Source organism: Amycolatopsis sp. lyj-109 (assembly GCF_046548995.1).
Taxonomy (GTDB): Bacteria; Actinomycetota; Actinomycetes; order Mycobacteriales; family Pseudonocardiaceae; genus Amycolatopsis.
Genome location: NZ_JAJPWR010000041.1, coordinates 43,881 through 70,257 on the forward strand (window position 1 = coordinate 43,881; position 26,377 = coordinate 70,257).

A 26,377-nucleotide genomic window follows, 5' to 3' on the forward strand; every position below is an offset into this window, starting at 1 on the left:
TCAGCGAGCGACGATCGCCGCGAGGGCCAGATCGGCGACGGTGTGCATGGCGTCGCGGCCGGTACCCCGGCGAGCCATCACCCGCAGGCCGGAGATGGTGCTGAGCAGGAACTCCGCCACGTCGGCGGGGCTCGGGCCGTCCCGGAGGCTGCCGTCGAGCACGCCTTCCCGGGCGCATTCGGCGAACATGGCCAGGTTCTGGCGGGTATCGCTGCGCAGGGCCGCGCCGACCTCGTCGTCCGGCAGGCCGAGTTCGGCGAGGGTGTTCACCACGAGGCAGCCGCGGCGGCGGTCTTCCAGGTCGGCTTCGACGGCCGTGTCGAGCACCTCGGCGAGCCGTTCGGCCGCGGTGCCCGGGCCGTCCAGGATCGCCTTCCGCTTGCCGAGCTCACGGGTGGTGTAGTGCTCCAGTGACCGCCGGAAGAGCGTTTTCTTGCTGGTGAACGTGTTGTAGACGCTGCTGCGGCCGAGCCCGGTGGCCTCGCACAGGTCCTGCGTCGACGTCCCTTCGTAGCCGCGCTCCCAGAACGCGTGCATCGCCTTCTCGACGGCGGTGCTTTCGTCGAACTCCCGTGGCCTGGCCATGGGAACACCGTACCAGGGTTTTGTACTGGTTGATTCATAACGGGCCCGGGTCGGCGTGCGGGCGGCCACATCGGCAAGATGACGGGGTGGGATACGACGCGCTGCTGTGGCTTTCGTTCGGCGGTCCGGAAGGGCCCGACGACGTCATGCCGTTCCTCGAGAACGTGACCAGGGGCCGGGGGGTGCCGCGCGAGCGGCTCCTGGAGGTCGCCGAGCACTACCGGCACTTCGGCGGCGTCTCGCCGATCAACAAGCTCAACCGCGACGCGATGGCCGCGGTCGAGAAGCAGCTCGCGGCGGCCGGGGTGGACCTGCCGGTGCACTTCGGCAACCGCAACTGGCACCCGATGGTCGAGGAAACCTTGGCCACGCTGACGTCGGACGGCGCGAAGCGGGTGCTGGTGTTCCCCACGAGCGCGTACGGCGGCTACTCGGCGTGCCGCCAGTACGACGAGGACATCGAGCGCGCCCGCGCGTCCGTCGGGGCCGGCGCCCCCGAACTGGTGAAGATCCGCCAGTTCTTCGACCACCCGCTGTTCGTCGCGGCGGTCGCCGACGGCGTGCGCGCGGCCCACGCGTCCCTGGGCGACGAGCCGGGGATCCGCACGGTCTTCACGGCACACTCGGTGCCGGAGAGCGCGGACCGCGCCTCGGGGCCGCCCGCCGACGGCGGCCGCCGCTACTCGCGACAGATCGCGGAGGCGGCGGGGCTGGTGGCGGCCGAGGCGGGGATCGCGGAGTACGACGTCGTCTGGCAGTCGCGGTCCGGGCCGCCGCAGGTGCCGTGGCTGGAGCCGGACATCGTCGACCACATCGACGCGCTGCACGCCGAGGGCGTCCGGGGCGTGGTCGTGTCCCCGATCGGGTTCGTGTCGGACCACCTCGAGGTGATCTGGGACCTGGACAACGAGGCGGCGGAACGCGCGGCCGAGCACGGAATGGCCTTCGCCCGCGCGGCGACCGCGGGCAGCGACCCACGGTTCGCGGAACTGGTCGTGGAGCTGATCCGCGAGCACACGCACGGGGTGGAGCCGCGGAAGCTCTCGCCGTTCCCGGCGGCGGGCTGCACGGTCAACGGCGCGCCGTGCGCGATCGGCTGCTGCGAACCGGCGAAGCGCCCGGGCCGTTAGGCCTTGCGCCCCACGAGGTGGAAGACGCGGCTGAGCCGGCGGTAGGGATCCCGCCGGCCGGCCTCGAACTCGACGGCCGCGATGCGCTCGGCGTCGGCCCGGTCCGGGGCAGCGCCGCTGAGGTCGAGCCAGTCGACGAACAGCCAGACGCCGTACCACGCAACGGGTTCGACCCCGCGGCGGTGGAGGGACTCGCTGAGTTCCGCCACGGTGTCGGCGCGCGTCGGCAGGCCGAGCACCCCGATTTCGGTGCGGGCGTCGAAGGCGGCGAGGGCGTCCTCCCAGCGTCCTTCCAGCGCCGGGCGCACGGCCGCCGCGTCGGCGTTGCCGGTCATGATCGAGACGAGGCCGCCGGGCGCGGCGCACCGGCACAGCTGGTCGAGGACGGGTTCCGGCCGGTCCAGGTAGCCGAGCACGCCGTGGCACAGGACGGCGTCGAAGCGGTGGCCGTCGACCGCTGCCGCGGCGTCCGCGCCGTCGGCTTCCACGAGCGTCACCCCGCCCGGGAGCCGCTGCCGGGCCTTGTCCAGCATCGCCGCCGACGAGTCGAGCAGGGTGACGTCGTAGCCCGCGCGGGCCAGTGGGAACGACTGGTGGCCGGCGCCGCCGCCGACGTCGAGCACCGAGGCCGGCGGGGCGGGCAAATGCTCCAGCAGCTGCCGGTGCATCACATACGTGCGCACGCGTCCCTTCGCGGAAGCGTAGGCACCGTCGGCGAAGTCGTCGGCCACCGCGGCCCAGGTGTCCTCGGTCATCGCGGAAAGTCAGCCTTCGCGGGCCGTCTGCTCCGCGAACACCCGCACCGCCTCGTCGACCGCCGAGCAGCGGGCCGTGCGGACCGCGTCCGACAGCGGCCGCAACGCCTGGGCCCGCAACGTCGAAGCCGACGCCGACAACGCCCCACCCGGGTCGTCCGACGACGCGACCGCCAGGATCGCGGAGATCTCCTCGGCCCGCTGCAGCACGCGCAACGCGCGCCCGGGCGTCCCGGCCGGCCAGTCGACGTCGGGCCGCGAACGCAGGTGGGCCGACAGCTCCGCACGGACGCCCGGCCGGTCCGAGGCCACGTCGAGGGTCTGCAACGCCCCGGCGCTGGCGCGGATCGCGTCGGTCAGCCCGTGCTCGGCCTCACCGAGCGGGACGTACTCCGGGGTCGTCGGCGACGGCAGCGAGTAGACCGTCCAGCGCACGAGGCCTTCGGCGATCGGCTCCGGCACCAGGCCGAACCCGAGGTCGGGGAGGACCAGCGCATCGCCTGAGCGCAACGCCGCTTCGGTGAACGGGCCGCCGCCGCCGAGGCCGCGGACGTCGCCCGGGACCGGAAGCACCAGGTGCAGCGATTTCGCTCCTTGCGAACGCAGCGCCATCAGCAGCTGCACCGGCGTGGCTGCCCGGTTGAACGCCAGCGGGAGCGCGAAAGCGTCGGCCGCGGCCGCGTCGGCGGCCACGACGTCGTGAGCCTCACCCCACGCGAGCAGGGCATCGAGGACATCGTCGGACGCGGCGGCCCCGTTGAGCCACGCGCTCGACCAGACGGCGAAAGTCGCACTGGGACGGCACACAGTTCGCTATTTTACTGCCCCATTTTACCGGGCCGCCCCCTGCACCGAGCGCGCGCCCACGCTGGAGCTGCTCCACGTCGACGGGCCGCCGTTCCGGCAGTAGCGTCGAACGGGTGAACGATGTACCAGACGGTCTTCCCCGCACCGCCGGGGCCCTGCGCGCGGCCGGGTACGAACCGCGCCCGATCGCGCAAGAGATCCACGACAACCTGCTGTCCGCCCTCAGGAACGGCGAAGACGCCTGGCCCGGCATCGTCGGCTTCTCCCGCACGGTGCTGCCGCAGCTCGAACGCGCGCTGCTGGCCGGCCACGACGTCGTCCTGCTCGGCGAACGCGGCCAGGGCAAGACCCGCCTGCTGCGCACCCTCGCCGGCCTGCTCGACGAGTGGACGCCCGTCATCGAGGGCTCCGAACTGGGCGAACACCCACTGCAGCCGATCACGCCCGCGTCGATCCGGCGCGCGGGCGAGCTCGGCGACGACCTGCCGGTGGCCTGGCGCCACCGCTCCGAGCGCTACACCGAGAAGCTGGCCACGCCGGACACCTCCGTCGGCGACCTGATCGGCGACGTCGACCCGGTGAAGGTCGCCGAAGGCCGCAGCCTCGGCGACCCGGAGACGATTCACTTCGGCCTCGTCCCGCGGGCCCACCGCGGCATCGTCGCCATCAACGAGCTGCCCGACCTGGCCGAGCGCATCCAGGTCGCGCTGCTCAACGTGATGGAGGAACGCGACATCCAGGTCCGCGGCTACACGCTGCGGCTGCCCCTGGACGTGCTGCTCGTCGCCACCGCGAACCCCGAGGACTACACCAACCGCGGCCGGATCATCACCCCGCTGAAGGACCGCTTCGGCGCCGAGATCCGCACCCACTACCCCCTCGACGTCGAAGCGGAGATCGCCGTCGTCCGGCAGGAGGCCAACCTCGTCGCCGAAGTCGGCGAGCCGCTGCTGGAAGTCCTCGCCCGGTTCGTCCGGAACCTCCGGGAATCCACCGTGATCGACCAGCGCTCCGGCGTCTCTGCGCGGTTCGCCGTCGCCGCGGCGGAAACCGTGGCGGCCGCGGCCCTGCGGCGCTCGGCGCTGACCGGGGAGGAGCCCGCGGTGGCGCGTCCGGTCGACCTCGACGCAGTGCCGTCCGTGCTGCGCGGCAAGATCGAGTTCGAGCCCGGCGAAGAGGGCCGCGAGATCGAGCACCTCGTCCACCTGCTGCGCCTCGCGATCGCCGAGACCGCCCGCGACCGGTTCGCCGGTCTCGACCTGCGGCCCCTGGCCGACGCGGTCGGCGACGGCCACCTGGTCGCCACCGGCGAGCGCGTGCCGGGCAAGGACGTCCTCGAAGCCCTGCCGGAGCTGCCGGTGCTGCACGAGGTTGCCCGGCGCGCCGGGGTCGCCGCCGACGAGCCCGCCGGACGGATCGCGGCCGCCGTCGAACTCGCCCTCGAATCGCTGTTCCTGTCGCGAAGGCTCGCGAAGGACTCCGACGACGCGACGACCGTCTACGGCCGATGACCGCGGTCCCGCTTCCCGACGGCTACTCCTACGGCCCGTGGCACGACGGGCCGGACCCCCTCGCGCCGCCGGCCGACCTGCGTGACGCGCTCGACGAGATCGGCCAGGACGTCATGGCCGGCGCCTCGCCGCGGGCCGCGCTGGAGGAAATGCTGCGGCGCGGCACGAACCGCACCGCGGGCCTCGACGAGCTGACCCGGCGCCTGTGGCAGCGCCGGTCGCAGATCCAGCGGCGCAACAACCTGGACGGCACTCTGCAGGAGGTCCGGCGCCTGCTGCAGGAGGCCCTCGACGCCGAACGCCGCGAGCTGTTCCCGGACCCGGACGACGACGCCCGGTTCCGGGAGGCCCAGCTCGACGCGCTGCCGCCGGGCACCGCCGCGGCCGTCAACGAACTGGCGAACTACGACTGGCGTTCCGAACAGGGCCGGGAAAACTACCAGCAGATCCGGGACCTGCTCGGCCAGGAGCTGATGGAATCCCGGTTCCAGGGCATGAAGCAGGCGCTGCAGAACGCCGGGCCCGAGGACGTCGAGCGGATCAACGAGATGCTCGGCGACCTCAACGACCTCCTCGACGCCCACGCCCGCGGCGCCGAGGACATCCAGCAGCGCTTCGAAGACTTCATGGGCAAGCACGGCGAGTTCTTCCCCGAGAACCCGCGGAACGTCGAGGAGCTGATCGACGCACTGGCCGAGCGGTCGGCGGCCGCGCAGCGCATGCTCAACTCGATGTCAGCCGAGCAGCGCGCGGAACTCGCCGAGCTGACCCAGCAGGCCTTCGGCGACCCGCGCCTGGCCCAGCAGCTGTCCCGGTTGGACGGTCAGCTGCGGGCGGCACGGCCGGGCGAGGACTGGACGGGGTCGGCGCGCTTCCGCGGCAACAACCCGCTGGGCATGGGCGAAGGCGCGCAAGCCATGGCGGATCTGGCCGAGCTGGACGCGCTGGCCGAGCAGCTGGGTCAGTCCTACCCCGGCGCGCGGCTGGAGGACATCGACCTGGAAGCCCTGGAAGCCCAGCTCGGCAAGGACGCGGGCGTCGACGCCCGCCGGCTGGCCGAACTGGAACGCGAGCTGCGCCGCCAGGGCCTGTTCGAACGCGCCGCCGACGGCTCGCTCCGGTTGTCGCCCAAGGCGTTGCGGCGCCTCGGCGAGACGGCGCTGTCCGACATCGTGAACGCGCTGCGCGGCAAGACCGGCGAGCGCGAGACCGAGTCGGCGGGCGCGGCCGGCGAGCCGACCGGCGCGTCGCGGCCGTGGCGGTTCGGGGACATGCAGCCCTGGGACGTGCCGCGGACCATCCGCAACGCCGTGCTGCGCTCGGTGTCGGTGGGGGAGCGGCAGGTGCGTCTCGACGTCGAGGACGTCGAGGTGGTCGAGACCGAACACCGGTCCCGGGCGGCGGTGGCGCTGCTGGTGGACACGTCGTGGTCGATGGTGCAGGAAGGGCGCTGGCTGCCGATGAAGCGCACGGCGCTCGCGCTGCACCAGCTGATCAGCACCCGCTTCCGCAACGACGCCCTGCAGCTGATCACGTTCGGCCGCTACGCCCAGTCGGTGGAGCTGCCGGAGCTGATCGGCCTGGAAGGCGCGTGGGAGCAGGGCACCAACGCCCACCACGGGCTGCTGCTCGCCGGGCAGCACCTGCGGCGGCACCCGGACGCCCAGCCGGTGGTGCTGATGGTCACCGACGGCGAGCCGACGGCCCACCTGGAACCCGACGGCGAAGCGATCTTCGACTACCCGCCCCAGCCCCGGACGCTCCACAAAACACTGTCCGAAGTGGACCGGCTGGCCAAGCTGGGCGCGTCGATCTCGGTGTTCCGCCTGGGCGACGACCCGCGGCTGACGTCGTTCGTGGACCTGATCGCCCGCCGCTCGGGCGGCCGGGTGATCGCCCCGGACCTCGACGGCCTGGGTGCGGCGGTGGTCGGGGACTACCTGCGCACCCGCCGGTGAGTTCAGGTACCCACCTGCCATGAGGGGCACCTAAAGTCCATGAAGGTGCCCCTCATGGCGGCAGTCGGGCGGCGGTGTGGCCTTCGACACCGTCCAGGCCGTCCAGGCGGGGCACGCCGCCGCCCGGAGCGCCGCGCTGGTCCGGCGGCTGGCCGCCGCCGTGCGTTCCGGGGCCGCGCCGGACGACCTCCGCCGCGCTCGACGCCGTCGCCGAGCACTACGAGTCCGTGCGCCAGTTCTGGCAGCCGGCCGCTGCGGCCTACGCCGCGACGGGCGGGCTGGACCTCGACGATCCCCGCCGGCGGGCGCCGGCCGAGGGGGCCGCCCCGCGCTCCCGGCGCGGGCGAGCGGAGCGTACGCGCGGGTGAGGCTCGTCCCACCGCTCGGGAACGCAGGACGCACCAGCCCTTACAGTCGAGGTATGCAGACTTGGTCATCGGTCGACGTGCCCCGCATCCCCGGCACCCCCCGCCCGCTGCGGCTCCACGACACGGCCACCGGGCAGATCCGCCCGACCGCGCCCGGCGCCACCGCCCGGATGTACGTCTGCGGCATCACGCCCTACGACGCGACGCATCTGGGGCACGCCGCGACGTACCTCGCCTTCGACCTGGTGAACCGCATCTGGCGGGACAACGGGCACGACGTCCACTACGTGCAGAACGTCACCGACATCGACGAGCCGCTGCTGGAGCGGGCCGAGCGCGACCAGGACGACTGGGTCGTGCTGGGGATGCGCGAGACGGCGCTGTTCCGCGAGGACATGGTTGCGCTGCGTGTACTGCCGCCGAAGCAGTTCGTCGGCGCGGTCGAGAGCATCCCGGAGATCGTCGAGGTCATCGCGAAGCTGCTGGCCAACGGGGCCGCGTACCGCGCGGACGACCCGGAGTTCCCCGACGTCTACTTCGACCACGCGGCGACCGGGAAGTTCGGCTACGAGTCGAACTACGACGCCGAGACCATGGCGAAGTTCTTCGCCGAACGCGGCGGCGATCCCGACCGCGCCGGCAAGCGGCACCCGCTGGACGCGCTGCTGTGGCGGGTGGCCCGCGAAGGCGAGCCGTCGTGGGAGTCCGAACTCGGCCCCGGCCGCCCCGGCTGGCACATCGAGTGCAGCGCGATCGCGGTCAACCGGCTGGGCCTCGGGTTCGACCTCCAGGGCGGCGGCTCCGACCTGATCTTCCCGCACCACGAGTACAGCGCGGCGCACGCCGAGGCCGTCGCCAAGGACGGGCCCTTCGCCCGCCACTACGTGCACGCCGGGATGATCGGTCTCGACGGCGAGAAGATGTCGAAGTCGCGCGGGAACCTGGTGTTCGTCTCGCGGCTGCGGGCCGACCGGGTCGACCCGGGCGCGATCCGGCTCGCGCTGTTCGCCGGTCACTACCGCGCCGACCGCCCCTGGACGGCTCAACTGCTGACGGACGCCGAAACCCGGCTCGCACGCTGGCGGGAAGCCGTGTCTCTTTCCACCGGACCGGTCGCGGAGGACACCGTCACGCGCCTGCGCGACCACCTGTCCGACGACCTCGACACGCCGAAGGCCCTGACGGCCATCGACGCGTGGGCGAACGAGGCCCTCCGCCGCGACGGCACCGACCCGACCGCACCCGGCCTGATCCGCGACGCCGTGGACGCCCTCCTCGGCATCACCCTCTGACCGCTGCCAAGTTCGTGAAGGCCACCTTGAGGAACTTCAAGTTCCTCAAGGTGGCCTTCACGAACTACGGCTGCGGATAACGGGCTAGGCGGCGGGCAGCTTGAGGTGGTCGCCGGCCCAGTCCCGGCGCAGCCGGCGGTCGTGGGACGCGATGACGACCGCGCCCGGCGCCGTCTCCAGGGCCGCGAACAGTTCTTCCGCCAGGGTCAGCGAAATGTGGTTCGTCGGCTCGTCGAGCAGCAGCACGTCCGGCGGATCGGCGAGCAGGACAGCCAGCGCCAGCCGCCGCCGCTGCCCGACCGAAAGCGCACCCACCGGCTGCCGCAGATCGCGCGACGCCAGCAGGCCGAGCCGGCTGAGCGGGGGAGCGTCCTCGCCGAGCGCGTCCCGGTACACGCGGGCCGCGTTCCGGTCCGGCTCGGCGAACACCACGTCCTGCTCCAGCAAGCCGACCCGCACGCCGTGTCCGAAGTGGACCGTCCCGGCGGCGGGCGCGAGCCGGCCGGCCAGCACCGAGAGCAGCGTCGACTTCCCGGCGCCGTTCCCGCCGGTGACGAGCAGCCGGGCCGAGCCGTCGACGTCGAGCCGGGGCAGCCGCAGCCGTCCCGGGACCTCCAGTGAACGCACCGAGATCGCCGGGCCGTCGCCGGTCGCCCGGCCGGTGAGGTCCGCCTTGAACCGCAGCGGCGCCGGGGGTTTGCGCACCTGGTCGCGTTCCAGGTTCTCCAGGCGCTGCTCGGCGTCGCGCACCCGCCGCGAGATCGTCTTCTGGACGCGGGCGCCCTTGAAGGCGTGGATGAACTTGTCGTTGTCGCGGGGACCGCGGCCGTAGGCGACGTTGCGCGCCGTGACCGCGACGGTTTCCCGCAGCTCCTTCAGTTCCTCCTGCTCCTCGGCGAACCGCTGTTCCCAGCGCGCCCGCTCGGCCTTCTTGTGGCCGAGGTAGTCGGTGTAGCTGCCGCCGTAGCGCACCGCGCCGCCGGCCTGCCGGTCCGCGGCGGCCGGGTCGAGGTCGACGATGTCGGTGCAGACGGCGTCGAGGAACACCCGGTCGTGCGAGGACAGCACCACGATCCCGGTCAGCTCGGTGAGGTGGCGTTCCAGGAAGTCCATCGCGGTGTCGTCGAGGTGGTTGGTCGGCTCGTCGAGCAGGAGCGTCTCCGGCTGCCGGATCAGCAGCGCGGCCAGGCCGAGCCGGGACCGCTGCCCGCCCGAGAGCGTGCCGAGCCGCCGGTCCGGTTCGACGCCGCCGAGGCCGAGCCCGTCGCAGACGAGCTTCGCGCGCCGGTCGGCGTCCCAGAGGTCGTGGGCCTGGGCCCACTCCAGCACCCGGCCGTATTCCTCGAGTACGCCCGGGTCGTCCGGCCGGTCGGTCATGGCCGCGGTCAGCTCGTCGAGCCGGGCCGCGGCGGCCCGGATCTCGGCGAGCGCGTCGTCGAGCACGTCGGCGAAGGTCGCGTTCATCGGGTGCGGCAGTTCCTGCAGCAGGAACCCGACGTCCGGACCGCGGAGCACCTCGCCGGAGCGCGGTTCTTCGAGCCCGGCGAGCAGGCGCAGCAGCGTGGACTTGCCGCTGCCGTTCTCGCCGACCAGGCCGAGCCGCTGCCCGGCCGATGCGGTGAGGGAAACGCCGTCGAGGACGACGCGGGTGCCGTAGCCGAAGACGACGTCCTTGGCCTGCACCGGGAAAACGAGAGACATGTGCGATCACCGAGCCCTGGGGGAAGAAAGCGGAGATCCCGGCCGGGCGTCGTGGCACGCGGGAGCGTCGGCTCGACCGGGTGCCGCCTCGGGCGGGATGGGCGCGGTTCAGTTCCTCATAGTGGCACCAGGTTAACGCAACAACCGTAGAGTTAGTCAACCGGTTATGACCTGGGTCACATTCGGCAGGTCTGCTGTCGACCGCTCGGCCGCCGCGGTGCCGTCGGTCAGGAACTCGAGCAGGGCGGTCAGCTGGCGGCGGTCGAAGCGGGCGAGGCGTTCGCCGACGAACCGGGCCATCGGCGCGTACAGCTCGGCGAGCTCGGCCATCCGGTCGGGCAGCGGCCGGACGACGAGCCGGCGGCGGTCCGCGGGATCGGGCGCCCGCTCGGCGAGCCGGTGCCGTTCCATCCGGTCGAGCAGCCGGGTGAACGCGCCCGTGCTCATCCCGAGCAGGCGGGCGAGCTCGGACGGCGAATCGCTGACGCCGCCGTGGAGCAGGTGCAGGCAGTGCAGCTCGGTGGGGGTGACGCCCATCCGCTCGGCGGCCGCCGCGTGGAAGAGCGCGGTCGAACCGACGAACCGAGGGAGGGCGAGAGCGGCGGCGGTGGCGAGTTCGCGCTGGTCGGGCAACGTCCATCCAAGGTTTAGTAACGGTGCAGTCACTGCTTCGTGCAGTCACTGCCCCGCGAACGATAGCGGAGTCGCTTGACAAGCCCGCAGGCGGAACCAAGTATGAAAGAAGACTTTCGAAATAGTTCTTTCAGATTGGACGACGATGGCCGGGCTGCCGCCGCGCAAGCGGATCGAAGACGTCGAGCTGCTGCGCGCGCTGGCGCACCCGCTGCGGTCGGCGCTGCTGAACCACCTGACCGCCGTCGGCCCGCGCACCGCGAGCGAGTGCGCCGAGGCGGTCGGCTCGACGGCGTCCAACTGCAGCTGGCACCTGCGGCAGCTCGCGCAGTACGGCCTGGTCGAGCGGGCCGAGGGCGAGGACGGCCGGGAACGGCCGTGGCGCGCCCGGCAGGTCGGCCTGGAAATGGGGGAGCTCGCGGACGACCCGGCGCACCGGGCCGCGCAGCTGGGCGTAGTCGGTGCGACGCTGAGCCACGAGCAGGAGCTGACCCAGCGGTACCTGGACTCCCTCGACGACCTCGACCCGGCCTGGCGCGCCGCGACCGGGCTGTCGACCTACTCCCTGCGCGTCACGCCGGCGGAGCTGACCCGGCTGACCGAAGCGATCGACGCGCTGATCCGCCCGTACATCGGCGCCATCCGGACCGACGCACCCGCGGACGCGCGCTCGGTGCACGTGGGCCTGCGGGCGTTCCCGCGCATCGACCACTCGGGGAAGGCGGAGGAATGAAACAGCTGCTGGGGGTGCCGGCGTTCGCGCGGCTGTGGGTGGCCGCGTTCTTCGGCGAGACGGCCGAGTGGATGCTGCAGGTCGCGCTGCCGATCTACGTCTTCCAGCGCACCGGCTCCGCCGCGACGACGGCGTTGAGCATCGTGCTCGGCCTGGTGCCCGCGGTGCTGCTGAGCCCGGTGGCCGGCGTCGTCGCCGACCGGTGGAACCGGCGCGCGGTCCTGTTCGGCGTCTGCCTCGGGCTCGCCGTCGTGGCGCTGCCGCTCCTGGCCGAACCCGGCGTCACCGTGGTCTACGCGGTGCTGGCCGCCCAGGCGGCCCTGGCGTCGGTGTTCGAACCCGCGCGCAACGCACTCGTGCCCGAACTCGTCGGCGTCGCCGAAGTGACCGCGGCGAACGGGCTGATGAGCGTGAACGGCAGCGTCGCCCGGCTGGCCGGCGGCTGGGCCGGGGGCGCACTGCTCGGCTTCGGCGGGCTCGCCGACGTCATCACCGGCTACCTGGCCGTCCTCGCGGTGGCCGCGGCCCTGCTGGCCAAGCCGTTCCGCCGGGTCGCCGCGCCCGTGCCGGCGGCCGCGCGGGAACCGGTGGTGCGGGCCTGGCTCGACGGCCTGCGCGAGCTGACCCACAACCGGCGCCTGCGGCGCACCGGGCTGGCGTTGGTGTGCACGTCGCTGGCGCAGGGCATGTTCCTGGTGCTGTTCGTGGTCTACGTCCTGGACGTGCTCGGCGGCAGCGAAGCTGACGCCGGCCTGCTGCGCGGGGTGCAGGCGCTCGGCGGGCTGGCCGCCGGGTTCGCGCTGGCCACGGTGGCGCGGCGGGTCGCGCCGGCGGCGTTGGTCGGCTGGGGCGCCCTCGCGCTGGGGCTGGTGTCCGCGGTGATCTGGAACCTCTCCCTGGTCACGACGGCGCTGGGGGTGTACGTCGGGCTGTTCGCCCTGGCGGGCGCCCCGGGCGTGGTCGTCGGCGCCGGAGTGCTGTCGGAGATCCAGAGCGCGGTCGCGCCCGAGCGCGCCGGGCGGGTGCTGAGCACGACGTTCGCCGCCGTCGCCACCTGCACCACCGCCGGCGCGCTGCTGGCGGGCACGCTCGTCGCGACGAGCGGGCCCGCCGTGCTGCTGAACGTCCAGGCCGGCGTCTACGTCCTGGCCGGAGTCCTGATGCTGCTCCCGCGCCGGGGATGCACCCGGCAGTTGGTGTGGAGGTACCGGGCGGCCCCGTCGGCGAAGTCGTAGATCGCCACCGTCTGGGTGTCTTCCAGCGGATCCGCCGAGGGCATCAGGAAGTGCGTCGGGCTCACCGGCAGCAGCGGGTAGCGGAGCCAGGCCGGCTTCCCGAGGAACTCCGCGTGCATCGGGTCGAGGTCCAGCGTGACGCACAGGGCGCCGCCGTCGGCGGTCACCTCGTACCGGGTGCCGGGCCGTTCGTAGACGCCCTCGTACCTCGCCAGGTCGAGCCGCAGCGCCGGGTCCGGCTCCGGCAGCTCCGGGACGGCACCCAGGATCTCGCCGAAGACCTTGCGCGCGAAGCTTTCCCGCGGGCCGCCGTTCGTCAGCACGACGACGGCGGTGTTCCGGTCCGGCAGGATCCGCAGCCGGGCGTTCTGGCCGATCGTGCTGCCGTCGGTGGCGTACACGGTTTCGCCGTGCCAGTCGCAGACGATCAGCCCGAGCGCCCACGCCGGCCCGAACAGGTACGGATCCGGGACCGGCACCCGTGACCGCATCATCTCCCGGACGCCCGCCGCCGACACGATCCGCCTGCCGTCGGGCGCTTTCCCCGCGTTGAGCAGCACGTGGGCCAGCGTGAGCACGTCCCGGACCGTCGAGGTGATGCCGCCGCCGGGGCCGAACTCCCGGGGCAGGTGGTCCAGCGGCGTGACGATGGGGCCTTCGGCCGGCGAACGGATCAGGTGCCCGGTTGCGGCCCGCGTCGCGTCCACCTGCTCGGGGCGGCTGTTCGTGCTCGTCAGGCCCAGGGGAGTGAAGAGCCGGTCGCGCAGGACGTCGTCCCAGCGCTTGCCGTCGAGGACCTCCATGATCCGCGCGAGGATCGCGTAGCCCAGCGCCGCGCTGTAGCCGTGGGTGTGGCCCAGGGGGAAGACCTGTGGTGCGTCGGCGATGTTCGCGACCATGCGCTCGTGGATGTCGTCGGCATCGCCCGGATCGCCGAAGGCTTCTTCGATGCCGTTGGTGTGGTCGAGCAGGTGGCGGGCGGTGACCTTCGCGGTCGCCTCCGGATCGGCCACCGCGAAGTCCGGCAGGTAGGTCCGGATCGGCGCGTCCAGGTCGGCCTTGCCCTCGTCGACCAGCTGCAGGAAAGCCAGCGCGGTCCACGTCTTCGTCATCGAACCGCACTGGTAGACGGTGTCCGTCGTCGCCGGTTCGCCGGTTTCGACGTTCTTGACACCGACGGCGAACTCGGTGATCTCCCCGTCGCGGAGCACGCCGACCGCGGCGCTCGGGATGCCGTACTCGGTCAGCAGCGCCGGCACCCGGTCCCGGATCGTCATCGGGCGAGCCCGACCGCGTTCGCGGCGTCCGCTTCGAAGTACTCCGTCGTGGCGTGGGCGCCGGCGTGGGTCTCGAAGAACTCCCGGACGCCGTCGACGGAGTCGTGGGCGATGACGTTCACCGCCCGGGTGCCGTCCTGGCTCGCGATCGCCAGCTTCCACAGGGCTCCCGCGGGGAGCCGGCCGTGGGCCTTCTTCAGGCCGTTCCAGAACTGGGCTTCGTCCGTGACGGCCGAGATGGCCAGCACGTGCGCCTTGTCTTTCCTCATGCGGAAAAGCTACGTTGCGTTTTTGGTGTCCTCAACGAAGTGATGTGCATAATAGCTGGTAAGACGCCAGATCTTTGCGCTGTGCTGAGGACGAACGCAACGACTCGTTGCACTGGAGTGTCGATGAACGCACCGCGAGTGCGAGGCAGACTGACCCTCGACGACCGCCGCCGCATCGCGGGGTGGCTCGACGGCGGGCTCGGGTACGCCGAGATCGGCCGGCGGCTCGGGCGCCCGACGTCCACGATCAGCCGGGAGGTGGCCCGCAACAGCACGGACGGCGAGTACCGGCCCGGCCACGCGCAGGAGACCGCCGTCCACCGCGCTCGGCGACGCCGGCCGCCCCGGCGGCCCGGACAGCCCGCCGACGTGGTGCGCGGTTTCGTCGACGAGTTCGCGGCCCTCCTCTCCGCGACCGGCCTGCCCCGGATGACCGCCCGCGTGTTCGCCAGCCTCCTCACCGCCGACGCCGGCGGGCTGACCGCGGCCGACCTGGTGGCCCTGCTGCAGGTCAGCCCCGCGTCGGTGTCCAAGTCCATCGGCGCCCTGGAAGCCATGGAGCTGGTCGCACGCCGGCCGGCTCCCTCGATTCGAGGGCGCCGCGAGCGCTACACGATCGACGACGACGTCTGGCTGCGGGCGTGGCAGGCCGACACCGGCGCCCACGGCCGGGTCGCGGAGGTCGCGCAGCGGGGCATCGGGATCTTCGGACCGGACACGACCGCCGGCACCCGGCTGGCGAGCATGGGCCGGTTCTTCGGGCGGCTGAGCGAGCAGATGGGCGGCAGCACCCTGGCGGAGGCTGCCGGCTACGACGCCCTGACCGTGGTCGCCGCCCTGGTGCACGCCGGCCGGCCGCTGACCCCGGACGGCCTGGCCACCGCCCTCGGCTGGCCCCGGGACCGGGTGGTGGCGGCCTTGGCCGCGCTCCGGCGCCGTCCGGCCATCGCCGACCCCCTGGAACTGTGCGACGCCGGCTCCGGAACGGTCACCGTGGAGGCCAGAGCGGACCGCCTGAGCCCGGCCCAGCGCGAAGCGATCCGCAGGTTTCACCTAGCTTCCCCGGCCACGGTGGTTACGGTGGAGGGGTGCCGCACCTCTTCGCCACCAGCGACCTCCACGTGACCCACGAGGGCAACGGCCCGATCCTCGACTCGGTCGTCCCGGAAACCCCCGAAGACTGGCTGCTCGTCGCCGGCGACGTCGCCGAGCTGGCCGAAGCCACCATCGGGACGCTGAAGACCCTGCGCAGCCGGTTCGCGAAGGTCGTCTGGGTGCCGGGCAACCACGAGCTGTGGACGACGAAGAACGACGACTGCCAGCTGCGCGGCCAGGCCCGGTACGAGTACCTCGTCGAGCAGTGCCGCGAGATCGGCGTCCTGACGCCGGAGGACGAGTTCCCGGTCTGGCGGCACGGTCCGCGGCCGCTGACGATCGCGCCGCTGTTCCTGCTCTACGACTACAGCTGGCGGACCCCGCAAGCGGAGGGCAAGTCCCTGGAGGAGGCCCTGCGCCAGGCCCGCGAGGCCGGGGTGGTCTGCACGGACGAGTACTTCCTGTACCCGGACCCGTACCCCAGCCGCCAGGCGTGGTGCGAGGACCGGCTGAAGATCAGCACCGAGCGCCTCGACGCGATTCCCGAGGACCACGGCACGATCCTGATGTCGCACTGGCCGCTGCACCGCCACCCGACGGCGCCGCTGTACTGGCCGGAGTTCGCCCTGTGGTGCGGCACGACGAAAACCGAGGACTGGCACGTCCGCTACCGCGCGGAAATCGCGGTCTACGGGCACCTGCACATCCCGCGCAGCACCGAGGCCGACGGCGTCCGGTTCGAGGAGGTCTCGCTGGGTTATCCGCGCGAGTGGCGGAAGCGGGCGCGGGGTGCGGTGCCGATGCGCCGGATCCTGTGGCCGTCATGATCCGTCACGCCGCCGCTCCCTGAGCGCGCGCACCCGCCCGCGGCTGGCACAGGCGGGGGCGGGACACCAGCGCCGCCGTCCACCCGGGTCGGCGAAGACGCCGCGGCAGTCCTGCTCGGGGCACGCCCGCAGGCCGGTTCGCAGTGGTCCGGTGAGCCAGTCCGCGGCTTGGTGCGCCAGCCGGCCGAGCGCGTCGGCGGCGGTCGCGGGCGCGCTGCGGTGCAGCCGGTCGAGCGCGGCGAGGTGGACGGGCTCGGTCTTGAGGAACGGCGTCAGTGGGCTCACCTGATCGGCTCCCGGCGAAACCCCGTCGATCACGCCCAGTGCGAGTTCGCGGAGGGCTTCGCGGAGCTGGTGGGCCGCGCGCACGTCGGCGTACGTGACGGGGGTGAGCGGGGTCAGCTCGACCTGGGCGAGCCAGTCACGCAGCCGCTCGGCCGTCGGGATCCGCTCGACCGGCCGGTCCCCGAAGTTCCGGCCGCGGGTGGCCAGGAGGTTCAGCCAGGGTGCGCCCATGTCGAGGCGGAAGTCTTCGGACACCTCGCCATCGTAACGCTTGAGGCGTTACACTCGCCTCGTGACTGGGGAACCCAAGGTCCGCACGGTGCTGGGTGACATCGATCCGGCCGGACTCGGTGTGACGAACGCGCACGACCACCTCTTCTTCGCCTCGAAGCTGCTGCCGGGCCAGGAACTCGACGACCCGGTCGCCGCCGCCCACACACTCCTCGAGTTCGAAGCGCGGGGCGGCAACGCGCTCGTCCAGTGGACTCCGTACGGCCTGACCCGGCGCACCCGCGAGCTCGCCTGGATGTCGGAGGAAATCGGCGTGCACGTGGTCGCGGCCACCGGCCTGCACCGCGCGGAGCACTACGCCCCGGTGATCCTCACCCGCGTGATCGACGATCTGGTCAAGGAGTTCGTCGCCGACCTGACCGAGGGGACCCAGCCCGCCGACCTGCCCGACGAGCCGCGGACCGGTCCACGCGCCGGGCTGGTCAAGGTGGCCGGCGCCTTCCACACGATCGACTCGCACGCCCGGCTGACGATGACCGCGGCCGCGGTCGCCCATGAGGAGACCGGCGCGCCGATCGCCGTGCACCTCGAACTCGGCACGGCGGGCCTGGAGACGGTCGACCTGCTCTGCGGCAAGCTCGATGTTTCACCCGAAAAGGTGATCCTCGGGCACCTCAACCGGAACCCGGACCCACAGCTGCAGCGGGAGATCGCCGAGACCGGCGTGTTCCTCGGATTCGACGGCCCGTCACGGGCCAACCACGCCACCGACCTGCGGCTCTTCGACGGCCTCGAAGCGCTCGTCGAGGCCGGGCACGGCGGGCAGATCCTGCTCGGCGGCGACACAACGACCGCCGCGGCCCGGAACCAGCCGGGCGCGTCCTACCTGCTCACCACGCTCGCGCCGCGGCTGACCAAGCTGCTCGGCGGCGACGTCGTCACCGCCATGCTGGTGGCGAACCCCGCGCGGGCGTTCGCCACCAGCTGGCTGCTGTGAAACTCCCAACTGCTGTGACATTCCCACTGCTGTGACACTCCAAAGAGTGGTGCCTCAGCGCAGGCCGAAGCCCTCCTGGCCGCCACCGCGGCCGCGGCGGCGCAGGTAGCGCTCGAACTCGGCGGCGATCTTGTCGCCGCTGACGTCCTGCTCGGCGACCTCGCTCTGGGCGTCGCCGCGCTCTTCGAGGCTGCGGACGTACTCGCTGATCTCTTCGTCCTCGTCGGCCATCTCGCTGACCGTGCGCTGCCACTCCTCGGACTGCTCCGGCAGCGCCCCCAGCGGGATTTCGACGTCGAGGATGTCCTCCAGCTTGTGCAGCAGCGCCAGCGTGGCCTTCGGGGACGGCGGGTGCGACACGTAGTGCGGCACCGCGGCCCAGATCGAGACGGCCGGGATGCCCGCCTGCACGCAGTAGTCCTGCAGGATCCCGACGATGCCGGTCGGGCCCTGGTAGTTGTTCAGGTCCAGGCCGTAGAGGGACGCGGTGTCCTTGTCGTACGCCGTCCCGGTGACCGGGACCGGCCGGGTGTGCGCGGTGTCGGCCAGCAATGCCCCCAGCGTCACCACCGTCGCGACGTCGAGCTGCTTGATGTGCTCCAGCAGCTCGGCGCAGAACGAGCGCCAGCGCATGTTGGGCTCGGGGCCCTGCACGAGGACGACGTCGCGGTCGAACCCGTCGGGACGGCACACCGAGAGCGTCGTGGTCGGCCAGTCCACCCGTCGAGTGACGCCGTCCACCATCCGGACGGTCGGGCGGCTGACCTGGAAGTCGTAGTAGTCGTCGGGCTCCAGTTCCGCCAGCGGAGTGGCGTCCCAGTTCAGCTGCAGGTGCTCGACCGCCCGGCTGGCCGCGTCACCTGCGTCGTTCCAGCCTTCGAAGGCGACGACCATCAAAGGCCGGGTGGGTTCGGGGCGGCCGCCGGGCGGCCGCGGGGTCTCGTCGACGGGCTCACTCACCGGACCAGCCTACGACCACCGGCCTTACCCTGTTCAGCATGTCCGACCGCCTGTCGTCACCGTTTCTCGAAGCCCTTCGCTCGCGCGTCCTGGTGGCCGACGGGGCGATGGGCACCGCGCTGCAGGCCCACGACCTCAGCCTCGACGACTTCGACGGTCTCGAGGGCTGCAACGAAATCCTCAACGTCACCCGGCCGGACGTGGTCCGCTCGGTGCACCGCGGGTACCTGGAAGCGGGCGCGGACGCCGTCGAGACGAACACTTTCGGGGCCAATTTCGCCAATTTCGCCGAGTACGACATCACCGGCCGGATCTTCGAACTCGCCGAGGCCGGGGCCCGGCTGGCCCGCGAAACCGCCGACGAGTTCGCGACGCCGGACCGCCCGCGGTTCGTGCTGGGCTCGGTCGGACCGGGCACGAAACTCCCGACCCTCGGCCACGCGCCGTTCACCACGCTGCGGGACGCCTACCGCGAGGAGGTCCGTGGCCTGCTGGCCGGCGGCGCCGACGCGGTGATCGTCGAAACCACCCAGGACATCCTCCAGACGAAGGCGTCGATCATCGGCGCGAAGCGCGCGATGGCCGCCGAAGGCCGGCACGTGCCGATCCTTGCTTCGATCACCGTCGAAACGACCGGCACCATGCTGCTCGGCACCGAGGTCGGCGCGGCACTGGCCGCGTTGGAGCCGCTCGGCATCGACGTCATCGGGCTCAACTGCGCCACCGGCCCGGCCGAGATGAGCGAGCACCTGCGGCAGCTGGCCAAGCACGCCCGGGTGCCGCTGTCGGTGATGCCGAATGCCGGTCTGCCGGAACTGGGCCCGGACGGCGCGGTCTACCCGCTCGGCCCGGAAGCCCTGGTCGAGGCACTGACCGGGTTCGTCCGCGAATTCGGCGTCGGCCTGGTCGGCGGCTGCTGCGGCACGACCGACGAGCACATCCGGCAGCTCGCCGCCGCCATCGAGCACACCGCGGACACCGCGCCGGTCCCGCGGCGGCCGCGGCCCGAACCGGGCGTGTCGTCGCTGTACCAGGCGGTCCCGTTCAAACAGGACGCCAGCGTGCTCATGATCGGCGAGCGGACCAACGCCAACGGCTCGAAGGCCTTCCGCACCGCGATGCTGGACGGCCGCTGGGACGACTGCGTCGAGATCGCCCGCGAGCAGACCCGCGACGGCGCCCACCTGCTCGACCTGTGCGTCGACTACGTCGGCCGCGACGGCACCGCGGACATGGCCGAGCTGGCCGGGCGCCTGGCCACCGCCTCGACGCTCCCGATCATGCTCGACTCCACCGAGGTCCCGGTGCTCCGCGCCGGGCTGCAGCGGCTCGGCGGCCGCTGCGCGGTCAACTCCGTCAACTACGAGGACGGCGACGGCCCGGAATCCCGCTTCACGCAGGTCATGGCGCTGGTCAGCGAGTACGGCGCCGCCGTCGTGGCCCTGACCATCGACGAGGAAGGTCAGGCGCGGACAGCGCAGAAGAAGGCCGACATCGCGACCCGGCTCATCGAGGACATCACCGGCAAGTGGGGGCTGCACACCTCCGATGTCATCATCGACGCGCTGACCTTCACCATCGCCACCGGGCAGGAGGAGTCACGCCGCGACGGCATCGAGACGATCGAAGCCATCCGCGAGATCAAACGCCGCCACCCCGAGGTCCAGACCACGTTGGGGTTGTCGAACATCTCCTTCGGACTCAACCCCGCCGCGCGGCAGGTGCTCAACTCGGTGTTCCTGCACGAGTGCGTCCAGGCCGGGCTCGACACCGCCATCGTGCACGCGTCGAAGATCCTGCCGATGGCCCGCATCCCGGACGACCAGCGCGCGATCGCCCTGGACCTGGTATACGACCGCCGTCGCGAAGGCTACGACCCGCTCCAGGAGCTGCTGGCCCTGTTCGAGGGCGTCAGCGCGGCCTCGTCCAAGGCGTCGCGCGCCGAGGAACTGGCCGCCCTGCCGCTGTTCGAACGCCTGGAACGCCGGATCGTCGACGGCGAACGCAACGGCCTCACCGACGACCTCGACGCGGCCCTGGACCAGCGGCCCGCCCTGGAGATCATCAACGACACGCTGCTGTCCGGCATGAAGACCGTCGGCGAGCTGTTCGGCTCCGGGCAGATGCAGCTGCCCTTCGTGCTCCAGTCCGCCGAGGTGATGAAGGCCGCCGTCGCGCACCTCGAACCGCACATGGAGACCGGCGACGACTCCGGCAAGGGCCGGATCGTGCTCGCCACCGTCCGCGGCGACGTCCACGACATCGGCAAGAACCTGGTCGACATCATCCTGTCCAACAACGGCTACGAGGTCGTCAACCTCGGCATCAAGCAGCCGATCACCACCATCCTCGACGCCGCCTCCGAGCACGGCGCCGACGCGATCGGGATGTCCGGGCTGCTGGTGAAGTCCACGGTGATCATGAAGGAGAACCTCCAGGAGATGAACTCCCGCGGCGTCTCCGCGCGCTGGCCGGTGCTCCTGGGTGGGGCGGCGCTGACCCGGTCCTATGTGGAGAACGACCTGACCGAGCTGTACCTCGGCGACGTCCGCTACGCGCGGGACGCGTTCGAGGGCCTGCGGCTGATGGACGCGATCATGGCCGCCAAACGCGGGGAATCGCCGCTGGTGGACGCGGACGCGGAGAAGAAGCGTCAGGAGCGCAAGGAACGCCGCGAACGCTCGCTGCGGATCGCCGAGGCGCGCAAAGCCCGCAAAGCCGACGAGGAGGTCCTCGAAGGGCCGCCGCCCGCACGCTCCGACGTCGCCACCGACGTGCCGGTACCGAGTCCGCCGTTCTGGGGTTCCCGGGTGGTCAAGGGCGTCGCGCTCGCCGACTACGCCGCCATGCTCGACGAGCGCGCGACCTTCATGGGCCAGTGGGGGCTCAAGGGCGCCCGCGGCGGCGCCGGGCCGACGTACGACGACCTCGTCGAGTCCGAAGGCCGGCCGCGGCTGCGGTACTGGCTCGACCGGCTCACCGCCGACGGCGTCCTGGCCCACGCGGCCGTCGTCTACGGCTACTTCCCGTGCGTCGCCGAGGGCGACGACCTCGTCGTGCTCACCGAGCCGTCGCCCGACGCGCCGGAGCGGGTTCGCTTCACCTTCCCGCGGCAGCGCCGCGACCGGCGGCTCTGCCTGGCCGACTTCTACCGGCCCCGCTCGGCGGGTGAGGTGGACGTCGTGCCGTTCACCGTCGTCACCATGGGCCGGCCGATCGCCGACTACGCGAACGAGCTGTTCGCGGCCAACGCCTACCGCGACTACCTCGAAGTCCACGGCCTCGGCGTCCAGCTCACCGAGGCGCTGGCCGAGTACTGGCACTGCCGCATCCGGCAGGAGCTGACCTTCCCCGGCGGTGTGGCGGTCGCCTCAGAGGACCCCGACGACGTCGAGGACTTCTTCAAGCTCGGCTACCGTGGGGCGAGGTTCTCCCTGGGCTATGGCGCCTGTCCCGACCTCGAAGACCGGGCGAAGATCGTCGCCCTCCTCGAACCGGGCCGGATCGGCGTCAAGCTGTCCGAGGAGTACCAGCTGCACCCCGAGCAGTCGACCGACGCGATCGTCTGCCACCACCCGGAAGCGAAGTACTTCAACACCTGAGGGAGATTCCACTGTGTCGAATGCCGTCTCCGCGGTGAAGAGTGCGTCGTCGGTGGACGGATTGGCCGCCGTGTTGTGGGACATGGACGGCACGCTCGTCGATTCCGAGAAGCTGTGGGACGTCGCCCTCTACGAGACGGCGGAGTGGCTCGGCGGCAAGCTTTCCGAAGAGCAGCGGATGACACTCGTCGGGTCCAACATGGACGACACCTCGGCGTACCTCCTCGAAGTGGTCGGTCTTCCGGCGACCCCGGAGGCGGTCGCCTCGACCGGTGAGGAGATCCGCCGCCGCACGGCCGGGCTGTTCGACGACGAGCTGCCGTGGCGCCCGGGCGCGCGCGAAGTGTTGACCGCGGTGCGCGAAGCGGGCCTGCGTTCGGCGCTGGTCACCTCCACCGAACGCGCCCTGACCGAGCTGGCGCTGAACACCATCGGCCGGGATTTCTTCGACGTCACCGTGTGCGGCGACGAGGTCGAGGGCCTCAACAAGCCGCTCCCACGCCCGTACCTCAAGGCGGCCGAACTGCTCGGCGTCGACCCCGCGCGCTGTGTGGCGGTCGAGGACTCGCCGCCGGGCACGGCGTCGGCGGTCGCGGCGGGCTGCACGGTCCTGGTGATCCCCAACGACGTCCCGGTCGAGGCGGGGGAGCGGCGGGTGTTCCGCGACTCCCTGGTGGGCATCGACGTGCCGGCGCTGGCGGCCCTGCTCGGCTGATCACCACCATGTCGCTTTTCCGCTAGCCCCGGGCCGACGGCGTCCGCGATGCTGACGGGGTGCATGAGGACTTCGAGCGGTGCGTGCGGGCCGTGCAGGCGAAGGACGCCCGGTTCGACGGGTGGTTCTACACCGCCGTCCTGACGACGAAGATCTACTGCCGGCCCAGCTGCCCGGTGGTGCCGCCCAAGCCGCGGAACATGAGCTTTTACCCGAGTGCCGCGGCCGCCCAGCAGGCCGGGTTCCGGGCCTGCAAACGGTGCCGTCCCGACGCCAGCCCCGGCTCGCCGCTGTGGAACGAGCGCGCCGACCTGGTGGCGCGGGCGATGCGGCTGATCGCCGACGGCGTCGTCGACACCGAAGGCGTCCGCGGCCTCGCCGCCCGGCTCGGCTACAGCGTCCGGCAGGTCGAACGGCAGGTGTTCGCCGAACTCGGCGCCGGCCCCCTGGCACTGGCCAGGGCCCAGCGCGCGCAGACCGCGCGCACCCTGATCGAGACGACCGCGCTGCCGATGACCGAGCTGGCCCTGGCCGCCGGGTTCGGCAGCATCCGGACGTTCAACGACACCGTCCGCGAAGTGTTCGCCCTCTCGCCGACGGAGCTGCGCACCCGCGCGAAGGGCACGCCGCAGGCCGCGGCCGGGGCGCTCGTGCTGCGGCTGCCGTACCGCAAGCCGCTGTGCCCGGACAACCTCTTCGGGCACCTCGTGGCGACCGGCGTGCCGGGCGTGGAGGAGTGGCGGGACGGCGCGTACCGCCGGACGCTGCGGCTGCCGCACGGCCACGGCGTCGTCGCGCTGCGCCCCGGACACCCCGCTGACGGCTACATCGCCTGCCGGCTCACCCTGGCCGACCTGCGGGACCTGCCGGCCGCCATCAGCCGGTGCCGGCGCTTGCTCGACCTCGACGCCGACCCGGTCGCCGTCGACGACCAGCTCGCCACCGACCCGCTGCTCGCCCCGCTCGTCGCGGCCGCGCCCGGCCGCCGGGTCCCGCGCACCACGGACGGCGCCGAGTTTGCCGTGCGGGCCGTGCTGGGCCAGCAGGTCTCGACGGCGGCGGCCCGCACCCACGCGGCCCGGCTCGTCGTCGCGCACGGCGAGCCGGTCGAAGACCCCGAAGGCGGCCTGACGCACCTGTTCCCGTCACCGTCGGCGCTGGCTTCGCTGGACCCGGAGACTCTGGCGATGCCGCGTAGCCGCCGTCGCACGCTGCTCGGGCTGGTCTCGGCACTGACGGACGGGCTGGACCTCAGTGCGGGCAGCGACTGGGAGGCGGCCCGGGCGGCACTGAGCGCGTTGCCCGGCTTCGGGCCGTGGACGGTCGAGAGCATCGCGATGCGAGCGCTGGGCGACCCGGACGCCTTCCTTCCCACCGATCTCGGCATCAAGTACGCGGCGGAAATTCTGGGCCTCGGCGGCCAGGCCGCCGTCGTCGCCCGGTCCGCGGCGTGGCGCCCGTGGCGCGCCTACGCAACCCAGCACCTGTGGGCCACCGGTGACCACGCGATCAACCGGATGCCCGCGGCATGACCCCGACAGGAGAAGGAACCATGCGCACCCACGCCGTCGTCGACAGCCCGTGCGGCCCGTTGACGCTGGTCGCCGAGGGCGACGCGCTCTGCGGCCTCTACATGGTCGACCAGCGCCACCGCCCGGACGAGCTGACCTTCGGCTCGCACGACCCCGGTTCGGAGATCTTCGACCGCGCCGAAACGGAGCTGAAGGAGTACTTCGCCGGGCAGCGGCACCGGTTCGAGGTGCCGCTGGCCTTCGTGGGCACGCCGTTCCAGCAGGCGGTGTGGGCTCAGCTGCGCGAGATCCCGTACGGGACGACGATCTCCTACGGTCAGCTCGCCGACCGGCTGGGCAACCCCGCGGCGTCGCGTGCCGTGGGGCTGGCCAACGGCAAGAACCCGATCGGCATCATCGTCCCGTGCCACCGGGTGGTCGGCTCGACCGGCTCGCTCACCGGCTACGGCGGCGGCCTCGAACGCAAGCGGTACCTGCTGGACTTCGAGCAGGGCGCGCTCTTCTGATCCCGATAGCTGCAAAGGGGCACTTTCACGTGAAAGTGCCCCTTCGGGCGGGTCAGCGGGCTCCCAGCTGGTGGGAACCGGTGTCCACGGCAGTGTGAGATGGGCAGCAACCGCGGTGGGGCGAGGCGACGCCGCGGGGCCCGGGGTGGAAGGATCGCAGACCGTGAAGACCTTCGATGAGCTGTTCGCGGAGCTTGCCGAGCGCGCGCGTACCCGTCCCGAGTCCTCCGGCACCGTCGCCGCCCTCGACGCCGGGGTGCACGCCCAGGGCAAGAAGGTGCTGGAGGAGGCCGGCGAGGTGTGGATCGCGGCCGAGCACGAGTCCGACGAGCGCCTCGCCGAGGAGATCTCCCAGCTGCTGTACCGGGTGCAGGTGCTGATGCTCGGCCGTGGCCTGTCGACCGAGGACGTCTACCGCTACCTGTGACGGGTCGCTCGAAGAACGTCGCTCGAACACGAGGAGAAAAGCGAATGCTGCGTGTTGCCGTGCCGAACAAGGGAGCCCTCGCCGCCGCGGCGACGGAGATGCTCGGCGAGGCGGGCTACCGCAAGCGGCATGAGCAGCGCGACCTGACCGTGCTCGACCCGGTGAACGAGGTCGAGTTCTTCTTCCTGCGCCCCAAGGACATCGCGATCTACGTCGGTTCCGGCGAGCTCGACCTCGGCATCACCGGCCGCGACCTCGCGCTCGACTCGGGTGCCCCGGTCGAGGAGGTCCAGGCGCTGGGCTTCGGCGGCTCGACGTTCCGCTACGCCGCCCCGGCCGGCCGGGACTGGAAGCCGGCGGACCTGCAAGGCAAGCGGCTGGCGACGTCCTACCCGCGGCTGGTCCGCGACGACCTCGCCCGCCACGGCGTCGAGGCCGAAGTGATCCGGCTCGACGGTGCGGTGGAGATCTCGATCCAGCTCGGCGTGGCGGACGCGATCGCGGACGTCGTCGAGTCGGGCCGGTCGCTGCGGCAGCACAACCTGGTGGCGTTCGGCGACCCGATCTGCGTGTCGGAAGCCGTGCTGCTCCGGCGCCGGGGCAGCGACGAGAGCAAGGCCAAGTCGCAGCTGGCCGCGCGCCTGCGCGGGGTCGTGTTCGCGCAGCAGTACATGATGCTGGACTACGACTGCCCGCGGACGCTGGTGGAGCGCGCGATCGCGATCACTCCGGGCCTGGAGTCGCCGACGGTGGCCCCGCTCGCCCACGAAGACTGGGTCGCGGTGCGCGCGATGGTGTCGCGCAAGAAGGTCAACCTCATCATGGACGAGCTCGCCGAAGTGGGCGCGAAGGCGATCCTGGCCTCCGACATCCGCTCCTGCCGCCTCTGACGCCCCACCCGTCGTGAGTGGTAATTAGGGTTCTAACCCGAATTACCACTCACGAC

25 protein-coding genes are annotated in these 26,377 nt (G+C 72.2%); 16 read left to right on the forward strand and 9 right to left on the reverse strand.

Annotated elements, in window-relative coordinates; all coding sequences use genetic code 11:
• Entirely contained in the window at window positions 1-585 is a 585-nt protein-coding gene (locus tag ACLJQF_RS46365; protein ID WP_410616858.1) for a TetR/AcrR family transcriptional regulator, read from the reverse strand.
• Window positions 586-671: 86 nt separating this feature from the next.
• Here ACLJQF_RS46365 and ACLJQF_RS46370 point away from each other — a divergent pair, with 86 nt between their 5' ends.
• The gene (locus ACLJQF_RS46370; RefSeq protein ID WP_410616859.1) at window positions 672-1,715 is read left to right on the forward strand and encodes a ferrochelatase; all 1,044 of its coding nucleotides are present in this window, start codon (window positions 672-674) and stop codon (window positions 1,713-1,715) included.
• Here ACLJQF_RS46370 and ACLJQF_RS46375 read toward each other — a convergent pair.
• Together ACLJQF_RS46375 and ACLJQF_RS46380 are read right to left on the reverse strand one after the other, a co-directional pair.
• Window positions 1,712-2,470 carry a class I SAM-dependent methyltransferase gene (locus ACLJQF_RS46375; RefSeq protein ID WP_410616861.1) on the reverse strand — a complete coding sequence of 253 codons (759 nt, stop codon included), beginning with the start codon at window positions 2,468-2,470 and terminating at the stop codon, window positions 1,712-1,714. The genes ACLJQF_RS46370 and ACLJQF_RS46375 overlap by 4 nt on opposite strands.
• Window positions 2,471-2,479: 9 nt before the next feature.
• Complete coding sequence (locus ACLJQF_RS46380; protein ID WP_410616862.1) at window positions 2,480-3,277, reverse strand: hypothetical protein; 798 nt, start codon at window positions 3,275-3,277, stop codon at window positions 2,480-2,482.
• A gap of 113 nt (window positions 3,278-3,390) precedes the next feature.
• On the opposite strand from ACLJQF_RS46380, the gene ACLJQF_RS46385 reads away from it, so the two are divergent.
• The 4 genes from ACLJQF_RS46385 to mshC all read left to right on the forward strand — a co-directional run bounded on the left by ACLJQF_RS46385 (window position 3,391) and on the right by mshC (window position 8,406).
• Entirely contained in the window at window positions 3,391-4,788 is a 1,398-nt protein-coding gene (locus ACLJQF_RS46385; protein WP_410616863.1) for an ATP-binding protein, read from the forward strand.
• Window positions 4,785-6,746: a hypothetical protein gene (locus ACLJQF_RS46390; RefSeq protein ID WP_410616864.1), complete on the forward strand. Its 1,962-nt coding sequence runs from the start codon at window positions 4,785-4,787 to the stop codon at window positions 6,744-6,746. The genes ACLJQF_RS46385 and ACLJQF_RS46390 overlap by 4 nt, the downstream gene beginning before the upstream one ends.
• A 74-nt stretch (window positions 6,747-6,820) precedes the next feature.
• The gene (locus ACLJQF_RS46395) at window positions 6,821-7,114 is read left to right on the forward strand and encodes a hypothetical protein (protein WP_410616866.1); all 294 of its coding nucleotides are present in this window, start codon (window positions 6,821-6,823) and stop codon (window positions 7,112-7,114) included.
• A gap of 53 nt (window positions 7,115-7,167) precedes the next feature.
• The gene (gene mshC / locus ACLJQF_RS46400; protein WP_410616867.1) at window positions 7,168-8,406 is read left to right on the forward strand and encodes a cysteine--1-D-myo-inosityl 2-amino-2-deoxy-alpha-D-glucopyranoside ligase; all 1,239 of its coding nucleotides are present in this window, start codon (window positions 7,168-7,170) and stop codon (window positions 8,404-8,406) included.
• 84 nt (window positions 8,407-8,490) lie between these two features.
• On the opposite strand, the gene ACLJQF_RS46405 is transcribed toward mshC, so the two are convergent.
• Together ACLJQF_RS46405 and ACLJQF_RS46410 are read right to left on the reverse strand one after the other, a co-directional pair.
• On the reverse strand, window positions 8,491-10,107 hold the full coding sequence (locus ACLJQF_RS46405; RefSeq protein WP_410616869.1) for an ABC-F family ATP-binding cassette domain-containing protein: 1,617 nt from the start codon (window positions 10,105-10,107) through the stop codon (window positions 8,491-8,493).
• 156 nt (window positions 10,108-10,263) lie between these two features.
• Complete coding sequence (locus tag ACLJQF_RS46410; protein ID WP_410616871.1) at window positions 10,264-10,740, reverse strand: MarR family winged helix-turn-helix transcriptional regulator; 477 nt, start codon at window positions 10,738-10,740, stop codon at window positions 10,264-10,266.
• 145 nt (window positions 10,741-10,885) lie between these two features.
• Between ACLJQF_RS46410 and ACLJQF_RS46415 the strand changes: the two genes are divergently transcribed.
• Window positions 10,886-11,473: an ArsR/SmtB family transcription factor gene (locus tag ACLJQF_RS46415; RefSeq protein WP_410616873.1), complete on the forward strand. Its 588-nt coding sequence runs from the start codon at window positions 10,886-10,888 to the stop codon at window positions 11,471-11,473.
• Window positions 11,470-12,708 (forward strand): MFS transporter, encoded by a 1,239-nt coding sequence (locus ACLJQF_RS46420; RefSeq protein WP_410616875.1) that lies wholly within the window; start codon window positions 11,470-11,472, stop codon window positions 12,706-12,708. Before ACLJQF_RS46415 ends, ACLJQF_RS46420 begins: the two co-directional genes overlap by 4 nt.
• Here the strand turns inward: ACLJQF_RS46420 and ACLJQF_RS46425 are convergent.
• A complete protein-coding gene (locus ACLJQF_RS46425; protein WP_410616877.1) occupies window positions 12,612-13,985 on the reverse strand; it encodes a serine hydrolase domain-containing protein in 1,374 nt (457 codons plus the stop codon). The two genes, ACLJQF_RS46420 and ACLJQF_RS46425, sit on opposite strands and share 97 nt — an antisense overlap.
• Window positions 13,982-14,254: a hypothetical protein gene (locus ACLJQF_RS46430; RefSeq protein ID WP_410616879.1), complete on the reverse strand. Its 273-nt coding sequence runs from the start codon at window positions 14,252-14,254 to the stop codon at window positions 13,982-13,984. The genes ACLJQF_RS46425 and ACLJQF_RS46430 overlap by 4 nt, the downstream gene beginning before the upstream one ends.
• A 123-nt stretch (window positions 14,255-14,377) precedes the next feature.
• On the opposite strand from ACLJQF_RS46430, the gene ACLJQF_RS46435 reads away from it, so the two are divergent.
• Window positions 14,378-15,379 carry a helix-turn-helix domain-containing protein gene (locus ACLJQF_RS46435; RefSeq protein ID WP_410616880.1) on the forward strand — a complete coding sequence of 334 codons (1,002 nt, stop codon included), beginning with the start codon at window positions 14,378-14,380 and terminating at the stop codon, window positions 15,377-15,379.
• Window positions 15,343-16,176: a metallophosphoesterase family protein gene (locus ACLJQF_RS46440; protein WP_410616881.1), complete on the forward strand. Its 834-nt coding sequence runs from the start codon at window positions 15,343-15,345 to the stop codon at window positions 16,174-16,176. The genes ACLJQF_RS46435 and ACLJQF_RS46440 overlap by 37 nt, the downstream gene beginning before the upstream one ends.
• Here the strand turns inward: ACLJQF_RS46440 and ACLJQF_RS46445 are convergent.
• Window positions 16,171-16,716, reverse strand: a complete 546-nt coding sequence (locus tag ACLJQF_RS46445) for a CGNR zinc finger domain-containing protein (RefSeq protein WP_410616883.1) — start codon at window positions 16,714-16,716, stop codon at window positions 16,171-16,173. The genes ACLJQF_RS46440 and ACLJQF_RS46445 overlap by 6 nt on opposite strands.
• 37 nt (window positions 16,717-16,753) lie before the next feature.
• Between ACLJQF_RS46445 and ACLJQF_RS46450 the strand changes: the two genes are divergently transcribed.
• The gene (locus tag ACLJQF_RS46450; RefSeq protein ID WP_410616885.1) at window positions 16,754-17,689 is read left to right on the forward strand and encodes a phosphotriesterase; all 936 of its coding nucleotides are present in this window, start codon (window positions 16,754-16,756) and stop codon (window positions 17,687-17,689) included.
• A gap of 54 nt (window positions 17,690-17,743) precedes the next feature.
• Here ACLJQF_RS46450 and ACLJQF_RS46455 read toward each other — a convergent pair whose 3' ends face one another.
• Complete coding sequence (locus tag ACLJQF_RS46455; RefSeq protein ID WP_410616887.1) at window positions 17,744-18,649, reverse strand: PAC2 family protein; 906 nt, start codon at window positions 18,647-18,649, stop codon at window positions 17,744-17,746.
• 38 nt (window positions 18,650-18,687) lie between these two features.
• Here ACLJQF_RS46455 and metH point away from each other — a divergent pair, with 38 nt between their 5' ends.
• From metH to hisG, 6 genes are all read left to right on the forward strand, one after another.
• Entirely contained in the window at window positions 18,688-22,251 is a 3,564-nt protein-coding gene (gene metH / locus ACLJQF_RS46460; protein ID WP_410616889.1) for a methionine synthase, read from the forward strand.
• Window positions 22,252-22,303: 52 nt separating this feature from the next.
• Complete coding sequence (locus ACLJQF_RS46465) at window positions 22,304-22,966, forward strand: HAD family hydrolase (RefSeq protein ID WP_410616898.1); 663 nt, start codon at window positions 22,304-22,306, stop codon at window positions 22,964-22,966.
• Window positions 22,967-23,025: 59 nt separating this feature from the next.
• Window positions 23,026-24,498, forward strand: coding sequence for an AlkA N-terminal domain-containing protein (locus ACLJQF_RS46470; RefSeq protein ID WP_410616890.1), 1,473 nt, complete (start codon window positions 23,026-23,028; stop codon window positions 24,496-24,498).
• A 20-nt stretch (window positions 24,499-24,518) separates the two neighbouring features.
• Window positions 24,519-25,004: a methylated-DNA--[protein]-cysteine S-methyltransferase gene (locus tag ACLJQF_RS46475; protein WP_410616892.1), complete on the forward strand. Its 486-nt coding sequence runs from the start codon at window positions 24,519-24,521 to the stop codon at window positions 25,002-25,004.
• Between the two features lie 163 nt (window positions 25,005-25,167).
• Window positions 25,168-25,431 carry a phosphoribosyl-ATP diphosphatase gene (locus ACLJQF_RS46480; protein ID WP_410574699.1) on the forward strand — a complete coding sequence of 88 codons (264 nt, stop codon included), beginning with the start codon at window positions 25,168-25,170 and terminating at the stop codon, window positions 25,429-25,431.
• Window positions 25,432-25,475: 44 nt separating this feature from the next.
• A complete protein-coding gene (gene hisG / locus ACLJQF_RS46485; protein ID WP_410616894.1) occupies window positions 25,476-26,321 on the forward strand; it encodes an ATP phosphoribosyltransferase in 846 nt (281 codons plus the stop codon).
• Window positions 26,322-26,377: the final 56 nt, after the last annotated feature.

Excerpts from the sequence above, each read along its gene's own strand:
- ACLJQF_RS46430 (WP_410616879.1), bottom strand. The coding sequence starts at position 14,254 with ATGAGGAAAGACAAGGCGCACGTGCTGGCCATCTCGGCCGTCACGGAC.
- ACLJQF_RS46425 (WP_410616877.1), bottom strand. The coding sequence starts at position 13,985 with ATGACGATCCGGGACCGGGTGCCGGCGCTGCTGACCGAGTACGGCATC.
- metH (WP_410616889.1), top strand. The coding sequence starts at position 18,688 with ATGTCCGACCGCCTGTCGTCACCGTTTCTCGAAGCCCTTCGCTCGCGC.
- ACLJQF_RS46375 (WP_410616861.1), bottom strand. The coding sequence starts at position 2,470 with ATGACCGAGGACACCTGGGCCGCGGTGGCCGACGACTTCGCCGACGGT.
- ACLJQF_RS46405 (WP_410616869.1), bottom strand. The coding sequence starts at position 10,107 with ATGTCTCTCGTTTTCCCGGTGCAGGCCAAGGACGTCGTCTTCGGCTAC.
- ACLJQF_RS46475 (WP_410616892.1), top strand. The coding sequence starts at position 24,519 with ATGCGCACCCACGCCGTCGTCGACAGCCCGTGCGGCCCGTTGACGCTG.
- hisG (WP_410616894.1), top strand. The coding sequence starts at position 25,476 with ATGCTGCGTGTTGCCGTGCCGAACAAGGGAGCCCTCGCCGCCGCGGCG.
- ACLJQF_RS46435 (WP_410616880.1), top strand. The coding sequence starts at position 14,378 with ATGAACGCACCGCGAGTGCGAGGCAGACTGACCCTCGACGACCGCCGC.
- ACLJQF_RS46390 (WP_410616864.1), top strand. The coding sequence starts at position 4,785 with ATGACCGCGGTCCCGCTTCCCGACGGCTACTCCTACGGCCCGTGGCAC.
- ACLJQF_RS46365 (WP_410616858.1), bottom strand. The coding sequence starts at position 585 with ATGGCCAGGCCACGGGAGTTCGACGAAAGCACCGCCGTCGAGAAGGCG.
- mshC (WP_410616867.1), top strand. The coding sequence starts at position 7,168 with ATGCAGACTTGGTCATCGGTCGACGTGCCCCGCATCCCCGGCACCCCC.
- ACLJQF_RS46420 (WP_410616875.1), top strand. The coding sequence starts at position 11,470 with ATGAAACAGCTGCTGGGGGTGCCGGCGTTCGCGCGGCTGTGGGTGGCC.
- ACLJQF_RS46415 (WP_410616873.1), top strand. The coding sequence starts at position 10,886 with ATGGCCGGGCTGCCGCCGCGCAAGCGGATCGAAGACGTCGAGCTGCTG.